A 19,950-nucleotide genomic window follows, 5' to 3' on the forward strand; every position below is an offset into this window, starting at 1 on the left:
ACCAGGGACGGCTCGTGCGACGCGCCTAGCGCGCGAAGACTTTGGCGGTGAGAGGCTGGTCGGCGGCGCTCGCGGGCGGCGCCGGCGGCTCGACAGGAGCTTGCTGCGTCGCCGCCGCGACGATGCGGTCGGCAAGGCCGGCGGGAGCCCGGACGGGCGGCGCAGCCAGCGCTTCGCGCACGGCCTTGGCTTCGGCCAGCAGGCTCTGCGCGGCGGCCGAGGTGGCGAGCAGGCGCTCGGCGTCGCGGCGCTGATCATCGGGCCAGCGGGACGGATCATCCCCCAGCCGATCGATCAGGTCCTCGAACTCCGCAATGTCCATCGCACGCTCGACGAAAGGGCTGGCACGTCCCGCACCTGGGGATCACTCACCCAGGTACAGAAGCGATTTCGGATCGTCCTGTGCATCGGTTCCGATTCGATCGGCACTGAGCACGACGTTCGTCTTAAAGCATTTGGGGGCTGCCGGAAATCGCTTTCCGCCCGTGCCGGCCTCGGGGCATTACTCAGCGCGGCGGCGGTCGGTCGGCGCCACCGGTGCGCGCCGTGGTCTCGACGAATTCCCACGCCTCGCGCAGTTCGGCAATGCTGTCGATGACGCGCTGCAGATTGGCGCCGGCATGCGGTCGGCCGGAGGCGCGCAGCGCCGCCAGCACCAGCGCGTTGTAAGTGTTGAACAGCCGCTCGGCCAGCGCGCCGCTGCGGCCCGAATCCAGATAGTGGCTGAGGCCCCGCAGGATCGCGGTGGCCCGCACCACGCAATCGTGCCCCTCCTCGAACCGCCGCGCCTCCTGCGCCTCGATCGCGCGCCGAAGCTGCGTGATCGCGCCGGCGTGGAGCATCACCACCGCCTTCAGCGGCGGCACCGCCACAGCGGCGCCGCGATAGGCTTGGTTGGCCCGCTGGGCCATCGAATGCTGGGTCATCAATTACTCGAACTGGCGTTGAGGAGGGCTTTCAGATAGGTCAGCGTGTTGTCGGCGCTCGCGATCGCCGCCTGATAGTTGGCGTATTGCGTCTGAAGTTGACTCTTGTAGGTGGCGGCCGCCGCCGTGATGTCGTCGACCTTCTGCTGCAGATCGGAATCGCGGCTCTGCAGGCCGCTGATCATCGTCTGCAGCGAGCCGCTGGTCGACGAGGTGCTGTTCGCGATCTGGTAGATCTGCGAGGCGATGCCAGTGGTCGAGGTCACGGAGATCGACTGCGAGGTCGTGCCGCTATAGGTGAAGGCCATGCCCGCATAGGCCGTGCCGGACGCACCGATGATGGTGGTGCCGCTCACCGTGAACAGCGACGCGTCACCATTGACCGACGCGCCGGTGAGATTGCCGCTGGAATCGACCGCCAGATCCAGCGTGAAGGATTGCGGCGACGTGCCGGTGTTGACCACCGACAGCTGACTCGACGAGGTCGTCGTCTGGGCCGACAGCAGCTTGGTAACCCCGCTCAGATTGGTCGACAGAATGCTCGACAGCGTGCTGGTGTCCAGCTCGAGCTCGTTCTTCTCGTTGAAGGACAGGCCGATCGCACTCATCGACAGGCCGCCGACCGTGGTGTTCAGAGCGGCTTCCAGCCGGCTGGTGATGTCCCGCATCGTACTGTCGCCGAACAGCACCGCGCCATCGGAGGCCGTGCCGTCCGAGTTGGTGGCCTGCTGGGCGATCACCGCGTCACGATAGGCGTTGTAGTTGGTGACGAAGGTCTGCAGCGCGGAGGTGATCTGGCTGGTGTCGGTGCCGATGCTGATGTTGATGGCGGAGCCGCTCGGCGTCGCCTGCAGCAGATTGAAGGTCACGCCGGTCAGCACGTCGGAAATGTCGTTGGTGTCGCGCGTCATCGCAATGCCGTCGAGCGTGAACTCGGCGGGCTGTGAGGTCTGCAGCACGTTGGCGAAACTGCCCGAGCTGTCGGTGAAGCCGAGCTTGTTGAGAACATCGTCGCCGGACGTGCTCGAATATTGGATGTCGGCGGCGTCCTGCGTCGCCGTCAGCACCATCCGGTACGATCCGCTCGACACCTGCACGATCGAGGCCTCGACATTGGTGGTCGCGCTCTGGGCGTTGACGGCATCGACGACGTCCTGGAGCGACATCGAACTGGTGATCGATATCGCCGCGCTGCTGCCCCCGGCGAGACCGAGCGAGATCGTGCCGCTGGTGCCGAGCGCATCGGTGGCGCTCGACTGCGTTGCGCTCATCACCTTGTGGGCGGTCGCGATCTGGCTGATCGTCAGGGTGTGGTCGCCGGTCGCGGCGCCGTTCTTCACCGACATCGACAGCGCCGACGACGCGCTGACGTCGCCGGTCGAACTCAGCGTGGCGGCTCGGGTGGCGAAGACGTTGGTCGCGAGCGAGTTGACCACCGCGGTCGCCAGCGACGACAGCCCGGACGACAACGTGCTGAGGTTGGTCTGCAGCGTCTGGTAGGCTGCGATCTTGGCTTCGTTGGCGGTGATCTTGGTGGAGATCGTCGTCGCCGCCGCGAGCTTGGCGTTGACGGCCGACGCGATCAGCGAATCCCAGTCGACGCTGGTGGTGGTCGAGGTCCCGGAGGTCGTCACCGACGTGCCGGACGACGACGACGCGGTGCTGCTCGTCGTGGCCGTGCCGGTGGTGCTGGAGGTCGCGCTGCTGACCGAGGTCATGACGTCGGGTCGATCTCACGGTGATGCCGGGCCGGCTGTGTCCGGCCCGGCGAGGGCGTCATCAGCTGAGCAGCTTCAGCAGATATTGCGGCATCTGGTTCGCCGCGGCTTCGGCCGAGACCGCCGCCTGGGTCTTCACCTCGGCGGACGACAGCTTGGCCTGCTCGGACGCGATGTCGACGTCCTTGATGGCCGAATTGGCCGACTGCAGGTTCTGGGTCTGGGTCGAGATCGAGTCGGCGCTGAAGTTGAACCGCGACTCCTGCGCGCCGATGCTGGCGCGCGCGGCCGAAACCGTGTTGATCGCGGTGTCCAGCGAACTCAGCGCCGACGTGGCGCCGGACTGCGTGCTGACGTCGAGCGTCGAGACGCCGAGCGTCGCCGATTTGAGGTTGGACAGCGTGATGGTGATGGTGTCGCTGCCCTGAGTACCGACCAGCACCGAGACGCCGGAGGCGAACACGCTGGTGCCGTCGAGCAGGCTCTGGCTGGAATAGCGGGTGCCGCTGGCGATCGAGTCGATCTGGCTCGAGAGCTGCGAGAATTCCGAGTTGATGTAGGCGCGGCTCGAATCGGTCGTGGTACCGGACGCCGATTCCGAAGCCAGGGACTTCATGCGGGCCAGAATGTCGCTGATATTCGACGCGCCGCCGTCGGCGGTCTGCAGGATCGCGACGGCCTGCGACGCATTGGTGGCAGCCTGCTGCAGCGTGGTCACGTCGGACGAGATCCGGGTCGAGATTGCCAGGCCGGCGGCGTCGTCCGACGCCGAGGTGATACGCGAGCCGCTCGCCAGCTTGGACAGCGAGCTGGTTTCCTGCGCGGAGTTGATATTCAGATAGCGGACTGCCGAATTGGCCGCCGTGTTGGTCGAAATCGCGGGCATAGCAAGGCTCCTGTGCTGATCGGCGTGACCAGCCGCGTGGCGGCGATGACACCGGACGCGGATCGTCCCCGTCTGATGCTCGAACGGAGGGAGCCGCCCGGATCAGGCGGCGAATGAGGGCAGCGGCGGAATTATGGTCAACAGTCGGTAAACGCGCCGCGCAGGTCGCGTTCGTGACCCCGCAACATGGCGCGGAGCTGCTGGCGCCCGCGCTTCAGCAGCGACTCCACCGCATACACGGTGCTTTCCATCACTTCGGCGATTTCGCCGTTACTCATGTTCTCGTGATACGACAGGATCAGCGCGAGCCGCTGCTGGTCCGGCAGCCGCCGCATCGCCGTTTCCAGCATGCCGCTGAGTTCGTTGCGCTCGATCACGCGGCTGGCGTCGAGCTGCGAGTCGGCGACCTCGGGGACGGCATCGACGTTTTCGGTGCGCGGCTTACGACGCAGATCGATGCAGCGATTGCTGATCACCCGATACAGCCAGGTCGAGAATTTGGCGCGGCCGTGCTGCCAGCGGCCACGATGCGTCCAGACCTTCAGCATGGTGTCCTGCACGACGTCTTCGGCGTCGGCGGCGTTACCGAGAATGCGCAGCGCGATGGCGTAGCCGCGATCGATATGACGCTCGACAAGCGCCCGGAAAGCCGCTTCGTCTCCCGTCGCGAGCCGATCGAGCAATGGCGCGTCTTCATCGAACACCACATCCGGCGTCGCCGTCGGCGCATCGGGCACCAGGGTCGGCGCCATCTCGGGCGACGCATCGTGGTCTCGCGCGAGCGCTGCGACGCTGGCCTCGGCAGGCGCCGAGATTTCGACCGCGTAACTCATCCCAGATCCTCCAACCCGCAACGCCGCTGGCGCCGAACCAGTCTGGCCTCGTCGTGTTGAACGGCCGTCGCCGCCCGATCAGGCGCGGTATTTTGATTATTTTTCAAATAGTTAGTAGGAATGTTTTGCCGACCGCGCGGCATTTTTTGCCGGTGGCGGATGTACGCATGCACGCCAAAGCGGAGCCCGAACCACGCAGCGGGAGAGACGCAGCGGGTTGACGCCGCGACGGAGGCGGACGTGCGGGCAGGCGCTACCAACACGCAAGCGGCCGGCAAGAGCACGCGGCGTTGAAACGAAAGCCTGCCGGCGGCATGCGCGCATGTCCGTCGTCGCAATTGTGCAGTGAGTGGTGACTTCCGAATCATGCACTCGACACTAGCGCAATTCGCCGCGCTGTCAGTCGGCGATCAGCATCATTTCGATCGCGAACTAACTTTTCGCGCGGGTCAGCGCCTGCTTATCGATTACCACACGTTGAACCGACGACAAATAAGCGGATCAGGACGCATGACGGCACTATCGATCGGCGGTCTTCGTCGGGCGCAAGCACGGCGCGCGTGCTCGTTCGATGTTTTCGATACATTTCTGGTACGCGCCTGCACCACGCCGACTGGCGTATTTGAAAGGACTTATCAGCTTTCCGGCATTTCCGAAGATGATCGGAACATGTCTGATAGTTTCTGTCAGCATCGCATTCTTGCGGAGGCGCGGGCACGGCTGAAGGCCAGGCAGACGCGCGGCTCATCCGAGGTGCACATTGCCGACATCTATTCCTGCTTCCCGTTCAAACTGTTCGGGCTCGACGCCGGCGCGGTGGAGCGTCTGGTCGACGCGGAGTTCGACGCCGAACTCGACCTGTGCCGGACAAATCCGGAAATCCTGTCGCAATATTTCGACAACAAACGTTCCGGCCACCGCGTCGGATTCATCTCGGATACTTATTGGGATTTGGCACGGCTGGGACGGCTGCTGCGGGCCTGCTGTCCTGAGCTGACCTGGGATTTCCTTTACGCCTCCTGCGATCATCACAGCAGCAAGAGCGAGTCGCTGTTCGCCGCCTATATCGCCGAGCAGGAAGTCGAGCCGACGAATGCCCTGCATGTCGGCGACAACCCGCAGGCCGACATCGAGGGCGCGCGGCGCTTCGGCATCCGCGCGCGCCACTATCCGCAGGCCGGCGCGCGCCTGGCGTCGCGACTGCAACGCGAGGCCTCGCTGTTCGAGTTGCTGTGCGACGATCATCCGCGGCAGCTCGATCATGGCGCACGCACGTTGCGGCGGTTGGTGGCTGCGCGCAGCGCGGAGAAGTCGCCGGCGCATCATCTCGGCATCACCGTGGTCGGGCCTGTGATGCGCGCGTTCGATGCGTTCGTGGCAAACCGTCTGGCGGAGCTGGCGCAGGACGGCCGCCGTGTCGGTTTCGCCTTTCTCGGCCGCGACGGCTTCCTGTCGTATCGGATCTGGCAACAATCGCACGCCACGCTCGCCTGCTATCTCGAAGTCAATCGCCGCGTCAGCCTGATCGCCTCGGCGGATACGCTGGAGCCGCTCAGCGAACTGTTTCGCAAGATCCCGAAGATCGACGCGGCAACGTTCGCCGACATGCTGAAGGTGCTGCCGCCGGCGGTCGCCGGGTTCTTCGCGGACCGCCCCGGCGGCATCGCCACCGGAGCCGATCTCGCGGACGCTTTGCCGGCGCTGATGCGGCCGGACGACATCGCCAAGCTGGCTACCGGGCTCCGGACGCGGCTGATGAGCTATCTGCGCGAGACGGTCGGCGAGTTCGACGCGCTGACCGATCTCGTGCTGGTCGATATCGGCTATTCGGGCAACGTGCAGAAAGCGTTGAGCCGCGCGCTGCGGCTCGAGGGCCGGCCGCTCCGCCTGCACGGGCTGTATCTGTTCGCGCTCGACGATGCGCTCGAGGACGTGCCGGAAGGCGACAGCGCAGAGGGCTTCATCTGCGATCGGACCGTGACGCCGCACGCCAACCGGATGCTGGTGCGCAACGCCCTGATCCTCGAACAGATCTGCTGCTCGCCCGAGGGGTCGGTCCGCGACTATCAGGACGGCAGCGTGGTGCGCGAACCCAATCCGCGACCGATCCCTCAGATCGCGCGATGCGCCGAGATTCAGTCCGGCGCGCTCGCCTACGCGGCCGCGGCCGAGGGAGTCGCCGCGGACTACAGGCTGACGCCCTATGACAACCTGGCGCTGTCCGCCGCGTGGAGTGCCGCCACGATCGGACGACTGCTGCTGCTGCCGGACGACGAGGAGCTCGCGCTGTTCGGCGACTTCCAGCACGACGTCAATCTCGGCACCGCCACGCTCGCGCCGATGATCGACGGCGGCTTCATCCGTAACCAGATCGTCGCCCGTGGCCTCACCGCCGCCTGCACCACGGCGCCGCCGCCGATGTGGATCGCCGGCAGCTTCGCGGCGCTATCGCCGTCGCTGGCTTATTCCTACGCGCTGTTCGGCGCCAATCGGCTGGCGGCCGATGTAGTCGGCGAAACGCCCTGCGGCGCCCTGCAGGTCGGCCTGTTCAGAACCGACGGCGGCGCAACGCTGGAGACCGTCACGGTGTTTCTCACCGGCCTCGGCGACCTGCGCGTCCGGGTACCGGTATCGCGTCAGATGGGGCTCGCGATGATCGCGCTGCCGCTGGGCAAATTGGCCCGCGAGGGACTGCTCGATGGCGTCGTGCGCCAGCACGGCAAGACGATCACCGAAGCCGCGCATACGCAGGAGATCACGAGCATTGCCGCCACGCAGCTGATCGATGCCAGGCTGCGCCGCAACGGCCGTCACTATCTGGCCGATCACGACGAGGCCTGTCTGCTGGTTCAGCTCGACCCGCTATGTTCGCCATTCGCCATCTACACGCTGGCCGTCACCCCGCTCGGCGCCAGCCGCCCGCTGGGGACCGAGGCGGGAGTAATCGCAGGAGGCGTTGCGGCCAGCGCCTGATCGCAGCCGCTCGGCCGTTCAAGGGTCAGTTTCCCTTTTGCGGTCCATCACCTTGCACGACTTCCAGCACGCTTGCGCTTCCGACCTCGATGCCCTGCTGCGGTCAGCAGACCTTCGGCTCAACGACGCGCAGCGCCGCCGGCTCGGCTGGCTCGTCGCACAGTTCGGCGCAGCCCGGCTCTATCGCCGCGGCGACAAGCTCGGCCCCGAGGACCGGCTGATCATCGTCACCAATCCGCTCAACAGCGCCGGTGCCGAGCTGTTCTATCGCAGCCTTCGGCCCGGCTGCGTCGTCGTCGTGCCGTTCGGCGAAAATCCGGTCTTCGACTTCCTGAAATCGAAGCTGAGCGAATACGGCACCGTCGGCACGCATGGCGCCGATGGCCCGCACGAGCTGTGGTGGGGCGGCATCAGCTCGATCGAAACACTTCTCCCGTGCCCCGCGGCGACCGAACGGCTGCGCGTGGTGAGCTGCTATCCGCGCAGGGGCGACGATCAGGGCGCGCTGCGGCTGCAGCAGGCCGTCGAGCGCCAGCAATTGACGGCGCATATCGAACCGATCGACAGCGCATGCGACGATCGCCTGCACTGCGCCGAGAAGGCCGATTTCATCGCGCGGATGTGGGGTCGCTTCGCCGAACCGCTGTTGTTTCTCGAAGCCGGCGCCGACCTGAACGATGCGCCGTTGGTGCCGGTCCGGCTCGGCTGCGATCTCGCGGTTCACAAATGGAATCGCTGGGAGATGTCGGCGCGGACGATCTATCTCGGGCGGACCGCAGCCGCCGAGGCCTTCCTCGGTGTCTGGCGGCAACTTGCCGAGCTGTGCCCGACGGTGTGGGAGGGCGCGCTGCTCGATCAGGCCTGGTGCCTGGCGACGTCCCAGCGATCGCTCGACACGGTGTGGCTGCCGCGCTCCTACCACGCGCTGGTCGGCGATCTGTCCGAAAGCAAAGCCACCGTCGTGCACGATCTTCGCAGCACCACGGCAGACCTCGGACCCGACCCGAGCTTTGCGGCGATCGCGCGCGCGGCGCGGCGGGCCGGCCGGACCGGGCCGAGCGACGCGCTGGTGGTGATGCAATCGCCGGCGCTCTCGACCGACAGCGTGGCGGTGATCCTGCACGACGTCGGCGCAGCGGATGCCCGCGCCGTTGCGGCCACCATCGACGCCGCGACCAGCGCATTCGCCACCGAATGCGGCGGCTTCGGCCGGCTTGAACTGACCCTGTGCGCCTGGCGCGACGAAGCCGACGCCGCGCGGCGGGCAGCGCGCGCCGGCCGCGCCAGCGTTCTCGAAATCGTGCCCGGCCAGCCGATCCCGCCCAACGTCTTCTCCTCGCTCGCCAAAGGACACGGCGCTGCCGTCGTCCCGGTGCCACGCATCTGAAGGATTCACCCGATGCTCAAGACCATCATTCTGTTCAGCGGCCGCACCGACTATCAGCACGCCCTCTCACTGCTGCTCCGCGAGCACAATCCCGGCCTGTCGATCTGGACCGACGTCTTGCCGTCGGATCTCGACCTGCTCGAGCCCGAGGTGTTGAAGGACTCGCGGCTGGTCGGCTTCGGCGAGACGCCGCCACTCACCGAGGATGTGGTGAAGCAACTCGGTCACGGCGCCTATCAGTTCTACGCCGCGCCGCTGCAGCATCCCGGCCTGCCGCCGCAGACCGCCGCCGAGGCCGGCGACGATGCGCCCTGCGTGTCGGTGATCGCCCAGGCGATCGGCCCGCATCCCACCTTCGACCACATCATCGGCATCGAGACCTTCACGCTGCCGCCCAGCGTCGAAGCCTCCGCCCGCGAGCGGATCGCCTTCACTCGCCTCGCGCACATGTTCTGGCGGATGTCGCACGCGCTCGCCTGCGACACGACGCTGGCGGACGTCGAGCGCACGCGCCTGAACTAATCGTCGCCTGCAAACTCCGGCTAGGCAAATTCTGCCGACTAATCAATTCTTTAGCCCCTCAAATTTCGCGCCTGGATTCGGCCGCCGCCGCGTTTGATCAGCAGGCGACCTCACCGGCCCCGCCTCACGACCTTCATTTCTCACCACGCCATCACCGCGCAGCACCGTGCGGCGAAGCCTGGAGGCTTGCGACATGACCAGCGTTGCCGCGACGACCGCGTCGGCCGCCACCACAACGAGCACAACGAGTTCGTCCTCGTCCGCGACCTCGATCAGCTCCAGCGATTTCCTCAGTCTGCTGGTCAGCGAACTGCAGAACCAGGACCCGCTCAACGCCACCAGCACCACCGATTTCATCAATCAGGTGACGTCCTACGCCAATTTCACCGAGCAGCAGCAGATCAATTCCAGCATGAGCTCGCTCGCCAGCTCGTTCTCGAGCCTGGTGACGCTGAATTCGGTCAACTACATCGGCCACACCGTGGAGGCCAAGACCGACACGGCCACGCTGTCCGGCGGCTCCGCGACGTTCGGCTACACGCTGTCGTCCGCCGCGTCGGATGTTTCGATCAGCATCAAGGACTCGTCCGGCAACACCGTCTGGACCGGAACCGGCAGCGGCAATGCCGGCTCCAACAGCTTCACCTGGGACGGCAAGAATTCCAGCGGTACGCAGCTCTCCGACGGTGGTCAGTACAGCATCGCGGTGACCGCGACCGATTCCGCCGGCAATTCGGTCTACCAGTATTCGACCGTGACCGGCACGGTCACCGGCATCGACGCGTCCACCAGCACGCCATCGCTGCTGGTCAACGGCGTCGCCGTCAGCGCCAGCAACGTCATCGGCGTGTCGTCGTGATCGGGGCCGGAGTAGGATCATGAGTCTCACCGGCGCACTTTCCTCGGCGATCTCGGCGCTCAACGCGCAAAGCCAGTCGCTGTCGATGATCTCCGACAACATCGCCAATTCGGATACCACCGGCTACAAGACCACGTCGGCGATGTTCGAAAATCTGGTGACGGCGTCGAGCAGTTCGTCGTCCTACGCGTCGGGCGGCGTCACCGTGTCGGGCCGCGCCAATATCAGCCAGCAAGGCCTGCTGGCGGCGACCAGCAACGCCACCGACGTCGCCATCCAGGGCAGCGGCTTCTTCGTCACGTCGGACTCCGCCTCCGGCGGTACGACGTACTACACGCGGAACGGCGCGTTCTCGATCGACAATTCGGGCTATCTGGTCAACAACGGCTACTATCTCGAGGGCTGGCGCACCGATGCGGACGGCAACGTGGTCGGCGACGCGTCCTCGTCGAGCCTCGCGCCGATCAACACCCAGGTGGCCTCGACCAGCGGCAGCGCCACCACCAAGACCACCTTCGCGGCCAATCTGCCGGCGGACGCCGCCACCGGGGCGACCTATTCGAGCTCGATGACGGTGTACGATTCGCTCGGCACCGCCAACTCGGTCGCCGTGACCTGGACCAAGACCGCGTCCAATGCGTGGACCGCGAGCTTCGGCAATCCGACGCTGTCGTCCGACACCAGCAAGACCACCGGCACCACCTCCGGCTCGGTCGCCATCACCTTCAACAGCGACGGCTCGCTCGCATCGACCAGCCCGAGCCCGGCGACGATTTCGGTGAGCGGGTGGACCGACGGCGCGTCGGACTCCACCGTCTCGCTCGATCTCGGCACCGTCGGCGGCACCAACGGTCTCACCCAGTACGCGTCCGGCCTGACCACGCCGGCCATCAACGTCACCAGCATCTCGTCGGACGGCCTCGCCTACGGCAAGCTCTCCAGCGTCAAGGTCGGCAGCAACGGCGTCGTCAACGCCACCTACTCCAACGGCCAGACCATCGCGATCTACAAGATCGCGGTCGCGACCTTCAAGGATCCGAGCGGCCTCTCCGGCAACAGCTACGGGATGTATTCGGCGACGGCGGATTCCGGCAGCGCGTCGGTGCAGACCTCGGGCGCCAACGGCGCCGGCACGATCTACGGCTCAGAGCTGGAATCGAGCACGACCGATACGTCGAGCCAGTTCAGCAGCATGATCTCGGCGCAGCAGGCCTATTCGGCGGCGTCGCAAGTAATCACCACGGTGAACAAGATGTTCGATACCCTGATCTCGGCGATGCGATGACGCGCCGCACCGACCAGGACGAGCATCTGCAAGGTCTGCTGCCCAGCCTGGCTCGGCTGAAGCTGCGGGCCGAGCGCGCCGGCGGCGGTGCGGAAGCCGACCTGGTCGCGCTGATCGACGAGATCGAGCGGATCCGCCGCGAGTTGGTCCGCGGGCGCGAGCGCGTCATCGCCGAACTGGGACGGGCCACACAGCGGACGACGGCGATCACCGCCTATGCGCGCGGCGCCAACGCGGCCGGACGATCCGGCCGGCATTGATATCTGATGAAGACGGGAACGGCGACGATGAAGCAGGCAGGCCATGGCAATCCCACCCGAACGGGCATCAGCGACGAGCGCGCGCTGGCGATGATCCAACTGATCGACGAACTGATCCTGGTGATCGACGATGAGAACGCCGAGCTCGCCAAGGGTCTGCCGGCCTCGCGGCTCAAGCAGGTCGACGAGAAGGCGCGGCTGGCGGAGCTGTTCGAACGCTGGGTCGCGGACTGCACCGGCGGATCGAACGCGATCCACGTGCAGAACCCGCAATTGCGTGACCGGCTGGTCGACCGGATCCTGCAATTGCGCGGCGCGATGGACGAGAACCTGGTGCGGCTGCGCGCCGCGATCGAAGCGAGCCATCGCCGCATCGACGCGGTGATGCAGGCGATCCGCGAGCAGCTCGCCAGCGCCTCGCCCTATGGGGCGGGCGGCGCCCGCGCCGTGCGCGCCACATCCGTCGGGACCAGCATTCGCGCCTGACAACCTCGCCGGAGGGGCCACCATGTCGCTCAACGTCGCGCGCAGCATCGCCTTCAGCGGATTGTCGGCGACGCAGGTGCAGATCTCGGTGGCGTCGGCCAACATCTCCAACGCCGACACCGCGGGCTACACCAAAAAGACCGCCAACCAGGCCAGCAGCGTCACCGCCGGTGTCGGCACCGGTGTGACCGTCACCGGAATCACCAGCACAGTCGATCGGCTGTTGCTGAAATCGCTGATCGCGTCGAACTCCGAGCTCGGCTCCGCCGACACGTTCAACAGCTATATGAGTTCGCTGCAGCAACTCTATGGCTCGACCAGCAGCTCCGGCAGCACGTCGACCGGCACCTCGCTGGCCAACACGCTCGCCTCTCTGGAATCGGCGTTGTCGTCGCTGGCGACGACGCCGTCCAGCAGCTCGCTGCAATCGAATGCGGTCAGTGCACTCGATGTGGTGGCGTCGCAGCTGCGCGAAACGTCGAGCGGCATCCAGAAGCTGCGCGGCAACGCCGATCAGGACATCGCCTCGGCGGTCAGCAGCGTCAACGACGATCTGACCCGCATCGCCGATCTGAACACGGCGATCCGTCAGGCCGCGGCCGCCGGCCAGTCTACCGCCGATCTCGAGGACGAGCGCAACACCGCGCTGCAGGACGTCTCCTCGCAGATGAACATCTCCTACTACACGGCCGCGAACGGCGATCTGCAGATCTCGACGACGTCCGGACAGGCGCTGGTCGACAGCTCGGCGCATACGCTAAGCTACACGCCGGCGTCGAGCGTCAGCGCCTCGACCTCCTCCAGCAGCGGCGGCTTCAGCGGGATCGTCGTCAACGGCGTCGACATCACGTCGCAGATCAGCTCCGGCAAGATCAGCGCGCTGGTGACGCTGCGAGACACCACCCTGCCGGCGGTGCAATCGCAACTCGACACGCTCGCGACGCAGCTCGCCGCCAGCCTCAACGCCGTGTCGAACGCGCAGACCTCGCTTCCACCGCCCGCCAGCCTCACCGGCTCCGCTTCCGTATCCAGCACCGACGCGCTGTCGGCGACCGGCACGGTGCGGCTCGCCGTGACGGATTCCAGCGGCAAGCTGGTGTCCTCGGCCGATTTCGACCTGTCGTCCTATTCGACTGTCGGAGATCTCGTCGGCGCCATCAATGGCATCTCGGGACTTTCGGCGTCGATCAATGCCGACGGTCATTTGGTGATCAAGGCGACCGGCAGCGGCAACGGCGTCGCCATCAACCAGATGACCAGCTCGGTCGGCAGCGCCGGCGCGGGCTTCTCCACCTATTTCGGCCTCAACGATCTGGTCACCGCGACCGGCGCATCGGATTTCGCGGTGCGCAGCGACATCTTGTCGGGGGCGACGTCGCTGCCGCTGGCAACGCTGGATTCGGCGGCGACGCTCACCACCGGCTCCACCGTGGTGACGTCGAACGCGGCGACCGTGGTGGATGCGCTCGGTCAGAAGCTGACCGGCTCGACGAGCTTCGCCGCCGTGGGCGGCCTGTCCGCCACCACCGGCTCCTTCGCGGATTTCGCCGCCGCGATCGTGTCGAACGTCGCCATCCGTGCGTCGCAGGCATCGAGCACCTACACGGCCAAGGAAGCGGCGCAATCCACCTATGCCAACTCGCTGTCGTCGCAATCCGGCGTCAATCTCGACGAGGAGACGGCGAATATGAGCGAGCTGCAGAACAAGTACTCCGCGGCCTCGGAGCTGATCCAGATCATCAATACGATGTTCTCGGCGCTGCTCACGGCCGTTCAATCGGCGGGCTGAGCGCGGCGCCATGGCCATGCGGATCGCCACCTTCGCGCTGTCGGGCCAGATGATCTCCGACGCGCTGCGCATCCAGGCCAAGACGGCCGATCTGCAACTGCAGGAATCCGCCGGCGTCAAATCGCAGACCCTGGCCGGCTACGGCGCGGACGCGCAGCACGTCATCAACCTGCAGGTCGGCATCACCCGGGCGCAGTCCTATATCGACGCGGCGACGCTCGCCGGCGGCAAGGTCCAGGCGATGTATTCGGCCGTGGGATCGATGACCGACGTGATGACGCAGCTCCGCTCGCAGCTCAGCGCCGCCTCGACCGGCAGCGCCACCGAAACGACGTCGGTGATCAGCTCGGCGCAGGACATGCTGAAGTCGATGGCCTCGCTGCTCAACACCCAATATGACGGACAGTACGTCTTCGCCGGCGGCAAGACCGATACCGCGCCGGTCGATCTGTCGGGCTATGCGTCCGGCTCCGGCTCGACCACCGTTTCGGACACCAGTTACTATGCGGGCGACGATCAGATCGCCGCGGTCCGCGTCAGCACCGACCGCTCGGTGTCGTATGGCGTCACCGCCGACAATTCGGCGTTCGAACAAGCGATGCGCGCTTTGCGATTCGTCGCCAACAGCACTTCGCTGTCGGCGAACGACCTATCGAGCGCGCTCGATCTCGCCGGAACGGCTCTGGATTCGATCGCGGCGGTTCAGGAAAAGCTGTCGAACAACGCCTCGGCGATCCAGGACGCCAGCACGAGCCAGAGCGACTACAAGAGTTTTACCGAGACGCTGGCGAGCGACCTGACCTCCGTCGACGTCGCCGCGGTGACGGCGCAGCTCTCGACCTACCAGTCCCAGCTCACCGCCTCCTATTCGGCGATCGGCAAGATCCTGAACCTCAACCTGGCCAACTACCTGAAATAATCGACGGCCACGGCAACCAAAAACCCGCCCGAACGCGGTCCGGCTGCTTCGTCCCAGGTCGCAGCGCCGCTGGCTACGGGTCCAGCTCGGTGTCCCAGTACAAGTAGTCGAGCCAGCTTTCGTGCAGATAGTTGGGCGGGAACAGACGGCCGTTGCGGTGGAGCTGGTGGACCGTGGGGGCGAAGGCGGTCTGGCGCGGGAACATCTTGGCCTGAGCCGGCGTCAGATTGCCCTTGCGCAGATTGCAGGGCGAACAGGCCGCGACGACGTTTTCCCAGGTCGTCTGGCCGCCCTTCGAGCGCGGGATGATGTGATCGAAGGTCAGATCGTCCGGTGCGCCGCAATACTGGCAGGAGAACTTGTCACGCAGGAAGACGTTGAACCGGGTGAAGGCCGGATGGGTCGACGGCTTCACGAAGGATTTCAGCGAAACGACGCTTGGAAGCCGGATGTCCAGATTGGGACTGTGAACCGCGCGGTCGTAATGTTCGACGATGTTGACGCGATCGAGGAACACCGCCTTGATCGCGTCTTGCCACGACCATAGCGATAGCGGGTAATAGCTGAGCGGCCGGAAGTCCGCGTTCAACACCAGCACCGGCCAACCGCCTTGCGAGACATGCGCGTTCAAGAAACGCTCCTGACTCCCGTCCGATCGACGCTGCGAAGCAGCATGCACAAGGGATACTACAGCCAGCGTGACGCCGTTGTGAAGGGCAACCGACGAATTGGCAGCCATTCCGGCGCGGGATTTCCGTCCAAATTCCGGGTTTGGGAGAGAACGGACGTTCCAGAACCCATGCGACGGGAGGCGATTGTTCCATATTTACCGGCCGCGTTGACGACCGCGTGATCCGCATATCAGATGAGTAGCAAACAGCTCTCCCTTCGACCCTGATCCAGCCAGGAGACGTCCATGTCCACCGCAGCAACCGCTTCGCTCAAGCCCGCCGCAGCCCCTGCTCATCAGCCTGGCCGCGGCCGCGTGTATGATTCGATCGCCGACGCCTATGGCGATACGCCGCTGGTGCGCTTGAACCGGCTGCCGGGGCTGAACGGCGTGAAAGCGACGATTCTCGCCAAGCTCGAATATTTCAACCCGGCCTCCAGCGTGAAGGACCGCATCGGCGCCGCGATGATCGCCGCGATGGAGCGCGAAGGCATCATCAAGCCGGACACCATCCTGATCGAGCCGACCTCGGGTAACACCGGCATCGCGCTGGCCTTCGTGGCGGCCGCCAAGGGCTACCGGCTGAAGCTGGTGATGCCGGAATCGATGTCGATCGAACGCCGCAAGATGCTGGCCTTCCTCGGCGCCGAACTGGTGCTGACCGAAGCTGCCAAGGGCATGAAGGGCGCGATCGCCAAGGCCGAGGAACTCATCGCATCGACCCCGAACGCGGTGATGCCGCAGCAGTTCAAGAACCTCGCCAACCCCGAGGTGCATCGCCGCACCACCGCCGAGGAGATCTGGAACGACACCGACGGCAACATCGACATCTTCGTCGCCGGTGTTGGCACCGGCGGCACCATCACGGGCGTCGGCCAGGTGCTGAAGCCGCGCAAGCCGTCGATCAAGATCGTCGCGGTCGAGCCGGAGGAAAGCCCGGTGCTGTCCGGCGGCGCGCCCGGCCCGCACAAGATCCAGGGCATCGGCGCCGGCTTCGTGCCGGACATTCTCGACCGCTCGGTAATCGACGAAATCGTCAAGATCGCGGGCCCGACCGCGATCGAGACATCGCGGGCGCTGGCGCGGCACGAAGGCATCCCGGGCGGTATCTCGTCCGGCGCCGCGATCGCTGCGGCGATCGAACTTGGCAAGCGCCCGGAAAACGCCGGCAAGACCATCGTGGCGATCGTGCCGTCGTTCTCGGAACGCTACCTGTCGACCGCGCTGTTCGAAGGCGTGTGAGGCAGACTCACCCCACCGATGCGTCGGAGGTGAGCCCGGGCGCCGCCCACAAAAGACGGGCATCGTCCGGCTTGACCGGGCGACCCAGTATTCCAGAGCGCCGCTTCCTAGCTCGGCCGGCACGTCAGCGGCGGAGCGACACATGGGCCTTCCACTCGTCATTCCGGGGCGCGCGTAGCGCGAACCCGGAATCCACAAGCCCTGTGTCCGCGTTCGGGCACGGTGTTGCATGCTTCGTGGAAGGCCACTGTCGTCGGTGGTTATGGATTCCGGGTTCGCCGCTACGCGGCGCCCCGGAATGACGTACTTGGTGTCACGTGTCCACCAGCTCGCGATACAGTTTCGCGTAGTGCTGCGCCGGATTCTTCCACGACACATCCGTGGTCATGCCGTTGATCTGCAGATTGCGCCAGGTGGTGTGGTCGGCGTAGAGCGCGCGGGTTTTGGTCAGCGCGGCGGCCAGCATTTCCGCCGTCACCGGTGAGAACTGAACGCCGGTCGCCACACCGGTGGCGATCGCCATCTGGTTGGCGTCCACCACCGTATCGGCCAGGCCGCCGACCCGCGCCACCACCGGCACCGCGCCGTAGCGCAGCGCGCACAGCTGGGTCAGGCCGCAGGGCTCGAAACGTGACGGCACCAGCAGCACGTCGGCGCCGGCCTGGATCTGATGCGCCAGCGCTTCGTCGTAGCCGATCACCGCACCGACCTGCCCCGGATGCGCCAGCGCGGCGGCGCGGAATCCCTCTTCGAGCGGCGCGTCGCCGGAGCCGAGCAGCGCCAGCTGGGTGCCCTCGGCCAGCAGGCCCGGCAGCACCTCGAGCAGGATGTCGAGGCCCTTCTGCCACGACAGCCGGCTGACGACGCCGAGCAGCAGCGCGCCCGGGTCGGTCTTCAGCCCGAACCGCGTCTGCAGCGCCTGCTTGTTACGGGCACGGGCACCGATCGTTTCCAGGTCGTAGGTCGCGGTAATCAGCTCGTCGGCGGCCGGGTCCCAGACCTTGGTGTCGACCCCGTTGAGGATCCCGCTGAGGCAGTCGGCCCGCAGCCGCAGCAGGCCTTCCAGCCCCATGCCGGCTTCGCTGTTTTGGATTTCCTGCGCGTAGGTCGGCGACACCGTGGTGATCCGGTCGGCGAGTTGCAGCCCCGCCTTGAGGAAGCCGATGCCGCCCCAATATTCGACGCCGTCGAGGCTGAAGGCGCGCTCCGGCAGCCCGAGCGGGGCGAGCAGGTCGCGCTCGAACCGGCCCTGATACGCGAGATTATGGATGGTGAAGACGCTCTTCGGCCCCGGCCGGTCGCTGTAGCGCAGATAGGCCGGCAGCAATCCGGCCTGCCAGTCATGGGCGTGCAGCACATCCGGCACGAAGCCCGGCAGCAGCCCCTGTCCGATCCGCGCGCCGACCTGCGCCAGCGCGGCGAAGCGGAATGCGTTGTCGGGCCAGTCCTTGGCGTCCGGCCCCACATAGGGATTGCCGGGACGCACATAGAGATGCGGCGCGTCGAGCACTAGCAGCTCCAGCTCCTCGCAGCGCGCCGACAGCAGCCGCGCACTGCTGCCGAACAGATCGGTGAAGCTGTGCACCGGCTGCGGATTCTCGATGCCGCCGAGCACCGCCGGATAGCCCGGAATCAGCGTGCGCATCGCGATGCCGTGCGGCTTCAGCGCCGTGGGCAATGCACCGGTGACGTCGGCGAGACCGCCGGTCTTGATCAGCGGAAAGATTTCCGACGCGATCGACAGCGCCGTCAGGGATGTCATTGGTCGAGCTTCTCGATCATGGCGCGGGTAATCAGACAGATGCCGTTATCGGTGCGCCTGAACCGCTTGGCGTCGAGCTCGGGATCTTCGCCGACCACCAGGCCGGGCGGCAGCTTGACCTCCGCATCGACCACCACGTTCTTCAGCCTGCACGACCGGGCGATGTCGGCATAGGGCAGGATCACCGCGCCTTCGACATGTGAGTAGGAGTGCACCCGAACGCCGGTGAACAGCAGCGTGTGGCGCAGCGACGCGCCCGAGATGATGCAGCCGCCCGACACCAGCGACGACACCGCTTCGCCGCGGCGCCCATCCTTGTCGTGAACGAATTTCGCCGGCGGCGTGATCTCGCCATAGGTCCAGATCGGCCACTCGCGATCGTACAGATCGAGCTGCGGCACGATGTCGGTAAGGTCGATATTGGCGGACCAATACGCATCCACGGTGCCGACGTCGCGCCAGTAGCTGGTGGCTTCCGAGCTGGAGCGGCGGCAGGACTTGTCGAAATGATGGGCGACCGCTTTGCCGTGCTTGACGATGTAGGGGATGATGTCCTTGCCGAAATCGTGCGACGAATTCGGATCGGCGGCGTCGCGGCGCAGTTCGTCGAGCAGGAACTTGGTGTCGAAGACGTAGATGCCCATGCTGGCGAGCGACTTGTCCGGCTTGCCGGGCATCGCCGGCGGATCGGACGGCTTCTCCAGGAACGATTTGATGACGTCGGCGGTGTCGACATGCATCACGCCGAAGGCGTGGGCCTCGCTGCGATCGACCTCGAGGCAGCCCACCGTCACGTCGGCGCCCTGCTCGACGTGCTGCTGCAGCATCTTCTCGTAGTCCATCTTGTAGACGTGGTCGCCGGCCAGCAGCACGATGAACTTCGGATCGTAGCTCTCGATGATGTCGATGTTCTGATAGACAGCGTCAGCCGTGCCTCGATACCACATGTCGTCCGAGACGCGCTGGCTCGCCGGCAGGATGTCGAAGCTCTCGTTACGCTCCGGGCGGAAGAAGTTCCAGCCACGCTGCAGATGCCGGATCAGGCTGTGCGCCTTGTACTGCGTCGCCACCGCGATACGGCGGATGCCGGAATTCAACGCGTTCGACAGCGCGAAATCGATGATTCGGGACTTGCCGCCGAAATACACCGCCGGCTTGGCGCGCCAGTCGGTCAGCTCCATCAGCCGGCTGCCGCGCCCTCCTGCCAGCACATAGGCCATGGCGTGGCGGGCGAACGGAGCAGTGACACCTTGACTCATGAAGCCTCTCATTATGCCGCCCAGAGCGGGCGTTCCGGTTCAGGCGTGACCCGCATCCGGTTGCCCGCCAGGGCGCACCCTCGGCAATGCCACAGTTTGGCGGACACCGGGAAGCGTGGCAATGCCGCGCGATGCGGGAGAGCGCGGCGAAATGACATTTCCGCCGACACCCCT

At 66.0% G+C, this 19,950-nt stretch carries 18 protein-coding genes; 10 read left to right on the forward strand and 8 right to left on the reverse strand.

Features of this window, described 5'->3' with window-relative positions:
* Positions 1-25: 25 nt before the first annotated feature.
* The 5 genes from ACFFJ6_RS08095 to ACFFJ6_RS08115 form a co-directional block, all read right to left on the reverse strand.
* On the reverse strand, positions 26-322 hold the full coding sequence (locus ACFFJ6_RS08095) for a hypothetical protein (protein ID WP_378386291.1): 297 nt from the start codon (positions 320-322) through the stop codon (positions 26-28).
* Between the two features lie 184 nt (positions 323-506).
* Positions 507-926, reverse strand: a complete 420-nt coding sequence (locus tag ACFFJ6_RS08100) for a flagellar export chaperone FliS (protein ID WP_378386293.1) — start codon at positions 924-926, stop codon at positions 507-509.
* A complete protein-coding gene (gene fliD / locus ACFFJ6_RS08105; RefSeq protein WP_378386295.1) occupies positions 926-2,644 on the reverse strand; it encodes a flagellar filament capping protein FliD in 1,719 nt (572 codons plus the stop codon). Before fliD ends, ACFFJ6_RS08100 begins: the two co-directional genes overlap by 1 nt.
* Positions 2,645-2,705: 61 nt before the next feature.
* Positions 2,706-3,530 carry a flagellin gene (locus ACFFJ6_RS08110; RefSeq protein ID WP_378386297.1) on the reverse strand — a complete coding sequence of 275 codons (825 nt, stop codon included), beginning with the start codon at positions 3,528-3,530 and terminating at the stop codon, positions 2,706-2,708.
* 137 nt (positions 3,531-3,667) lie between these two features.
* Positions 3,668-4,363, reverse strand: a complete 696-nt coding sequence (locus tag ACFFJ6_RS08115; RefSeq protein ID WP_378386299.1) for an RNA polymerase sigma factor — start codon at positions 4,361-4,363, stop codon at positions 3,668-3,670.
* Between the two features lie 669 nt (positions 4,364-5,032).
* On the opposite strand from ACFFJ6_RS08115, the gene ACFFJ6_RS08120 reads away from it, so the two are divergent.
* The 9 genes from ACFFJ6_RS08120 (at position 5,033) to ACFFJ6_RS08160 (ending at position 14,843) form a co-directional block, all read left to right on the forward strand.
* Positions 5,033-7,336 carry a hypothetical protein gene (locus ACFFJ6_RS08120; RefSeq protein ID WP_378386301.1) on the forward strand — a complete coding sequence of 768 codons (2,304 nt, stop codon included), beginning with the start codon at positions 5,033-5,035 and terminating at the stop codon, positions 7,334-7,336.
* A gap of 37 nt (positions 7,337-7,373) precedes the next feature.
* Positions 7,374-8,723: a hypothetical protein gene (locus tag ACFFJ6_RS08125; protein WP_378386303.1), complete on the forward strand. Its 1,350-nt coding sequence runs from the start codon at positions 7,374-7,376 to the stop codon at positions 8,721-8,723.
* Positions 8,724-8,735: 12 nt separating this feature from the next.
* The gene (locus tag ACFFJ6_RS08130) at positions 8,736-9,245 is read left to right on the forward strand and encodes a hypothetical protein (RefSeq protein WP_378386305.1); all 510 of its coding nucleotides are present in this window, start codon (positions 8,736-8,738) and stop codon (positions 9,243-9,245) included.
* Positions 9,246-9,438: 193 nt separating this feature from the next.
* On the forward strand, positions 9,439-10,104 hold the full coding sequence (locus ACFFJ6_RS08135) for a flagellar hook assembly protein FlgD (RefSeq protein ID WP_378386307.1): 666 nt from the start codon (positions 9,439-9,441) through the stop codon (positions 10,102-10,104).
* Between the two features lie 19 nt (positions 10,105-10,123).
* The gene (gene flgE, locus ACFFJ6_RS08140) at positions 10,124-11,389 is read left to right on the forward strand and encodes a flagellar hook protein FlgE (RefSeq protein WP_378386310.1); all 1,266 of its coding nucleotides are present in this window, start codon (positions 10,124-10,126) and stop codon (positions 11,387-11,389) included.
* A complete protein-coding gene (locus ACFFJ6_RS08145; protein WP_378386312.1) occupies positions 11,386-11,649 on the forward strand; it encodes a hypothetical protein in 264 nt (87 codons plus the stop codon). Before flgE ends, ACFFJ6_RS08145 begins: the two co-directional genes overlap by 4 nt.
* A 6-nt stretch (positions 11,650-11,655) precedes the next feature.
* The gene (locus ACFFJ6_RS08150; protein ID WP_378386314.1) at positions 11,656-12,135 is read left to right on the forward strand and encodes a flagellar protein FlgN; all 480 of its coding nucleotides are present in this window, start codon (positions 11,656-11,658) and stop codon (positions 12,133-12,135) included.
* 22 nt (positions 12,136-12,157) lie between these two features.
* Positions 12,158-13,924 (forward strand): flagellar hook-associated protein FlgK, encoded by a 1,767-nt coding sequence (flgK, locus tag ACFFJ6_RS08155; RefSeq protein ID WP_378386316.1) that lies wholly within the window; start codon positions 12,158-12,160, stop codon positions 13,922-13,924.
* A gap of 10 nt (positions 13,925-13,934) precedes the next feature.
* A complete protein-coding gene (locus ACFFJ6_RS08160; RefSeq protein WP_378386318.1) occupies positions 13,935-14,843 on the forward strand; it encodes a flagellin in 909 nt (302 codons plus the stop codon).
* A 73-nt stretch (positions 14,844-14,916) separates the two neighbouring features.
* On the opposite strand, the gene ACFFJ6_RS08165 is transcribed toward ACFFJ6_RS08160, so the two are convergent.
* The gene (locus ACFFJ6_RS08165; RefSeq protein ID WP_054163507.1) at positions 14,917-15,474 is read right to left on the reverse strand and encodes an HNH endonuclease; all 558 of its coding nucleotides are present in this window, start codon (positions 15,472-15,474) and stop codon (positions 14,917-14,919) included.
* A 285-nt stretch (positions 15,475-15,759) separates the two neighbouring features.
* Here ACFFJ6_RS08165 and cysK point away from each other — a divergent pair, with 285 nt between their 5' ends.
* Positions 15,760-16,755 (forward strand): cysteine synthase A, encoded by a 996-nt coding sequence (cysK, locus tag ACFFJ6_RS08170; protein ID WP_378386321.1) that lies wholly within the window; start codon positions 15,760-15,762, stop codon positions 16,753-16,755.
* A 313-nt stretch (positions 16,756-17,068) separates the two neighbouring features.
* Here the strand turns inward: cysK and glgA are convergent, their stop codons facing one another.
* Together glgA and glgC are read right to left on the reverse strand one after the other, a co-directional pair.
* Positions 17,069-18,517 (reverse strand): glycogen synthase GlgA, encoded by a 1,449-nt coding sequence (gene glgA / locus ACFFJ6_RS08175; protein WP_378386323.1) that lies wholly within the window; start codon positions 18,515-18,517, stop codon positions 17,069-17,071.
* Complete coding sequence (glgC, locus tag ACFFJ6_RS08180; RefSeq protein WP_378386325.1) at positions 18,514-19,776, reverse strand: glucose-1-phosphate adenylyltransferase; 1,263 nt, start codon at positions 19,774-19,776, stop codon at positions 18,514-18,516. The genes glgA and glgC overlap by 4 nt, the downstream gene beginning before the upstream one ends.
* Positions 19,777-19,950 lie beyond the last annotated feature (174 nt).

The organism is Rhodopseudomonas telluris (assembly GCF_042432815.1).
GTDB classification, from domain to species: Bacteria; Pseudomonadota; Alphaproteobacteria; order Rhizobiales; family Xanthobacteraceae; genus Rhodopseudomonas; species Rhodopseudomonas telluris.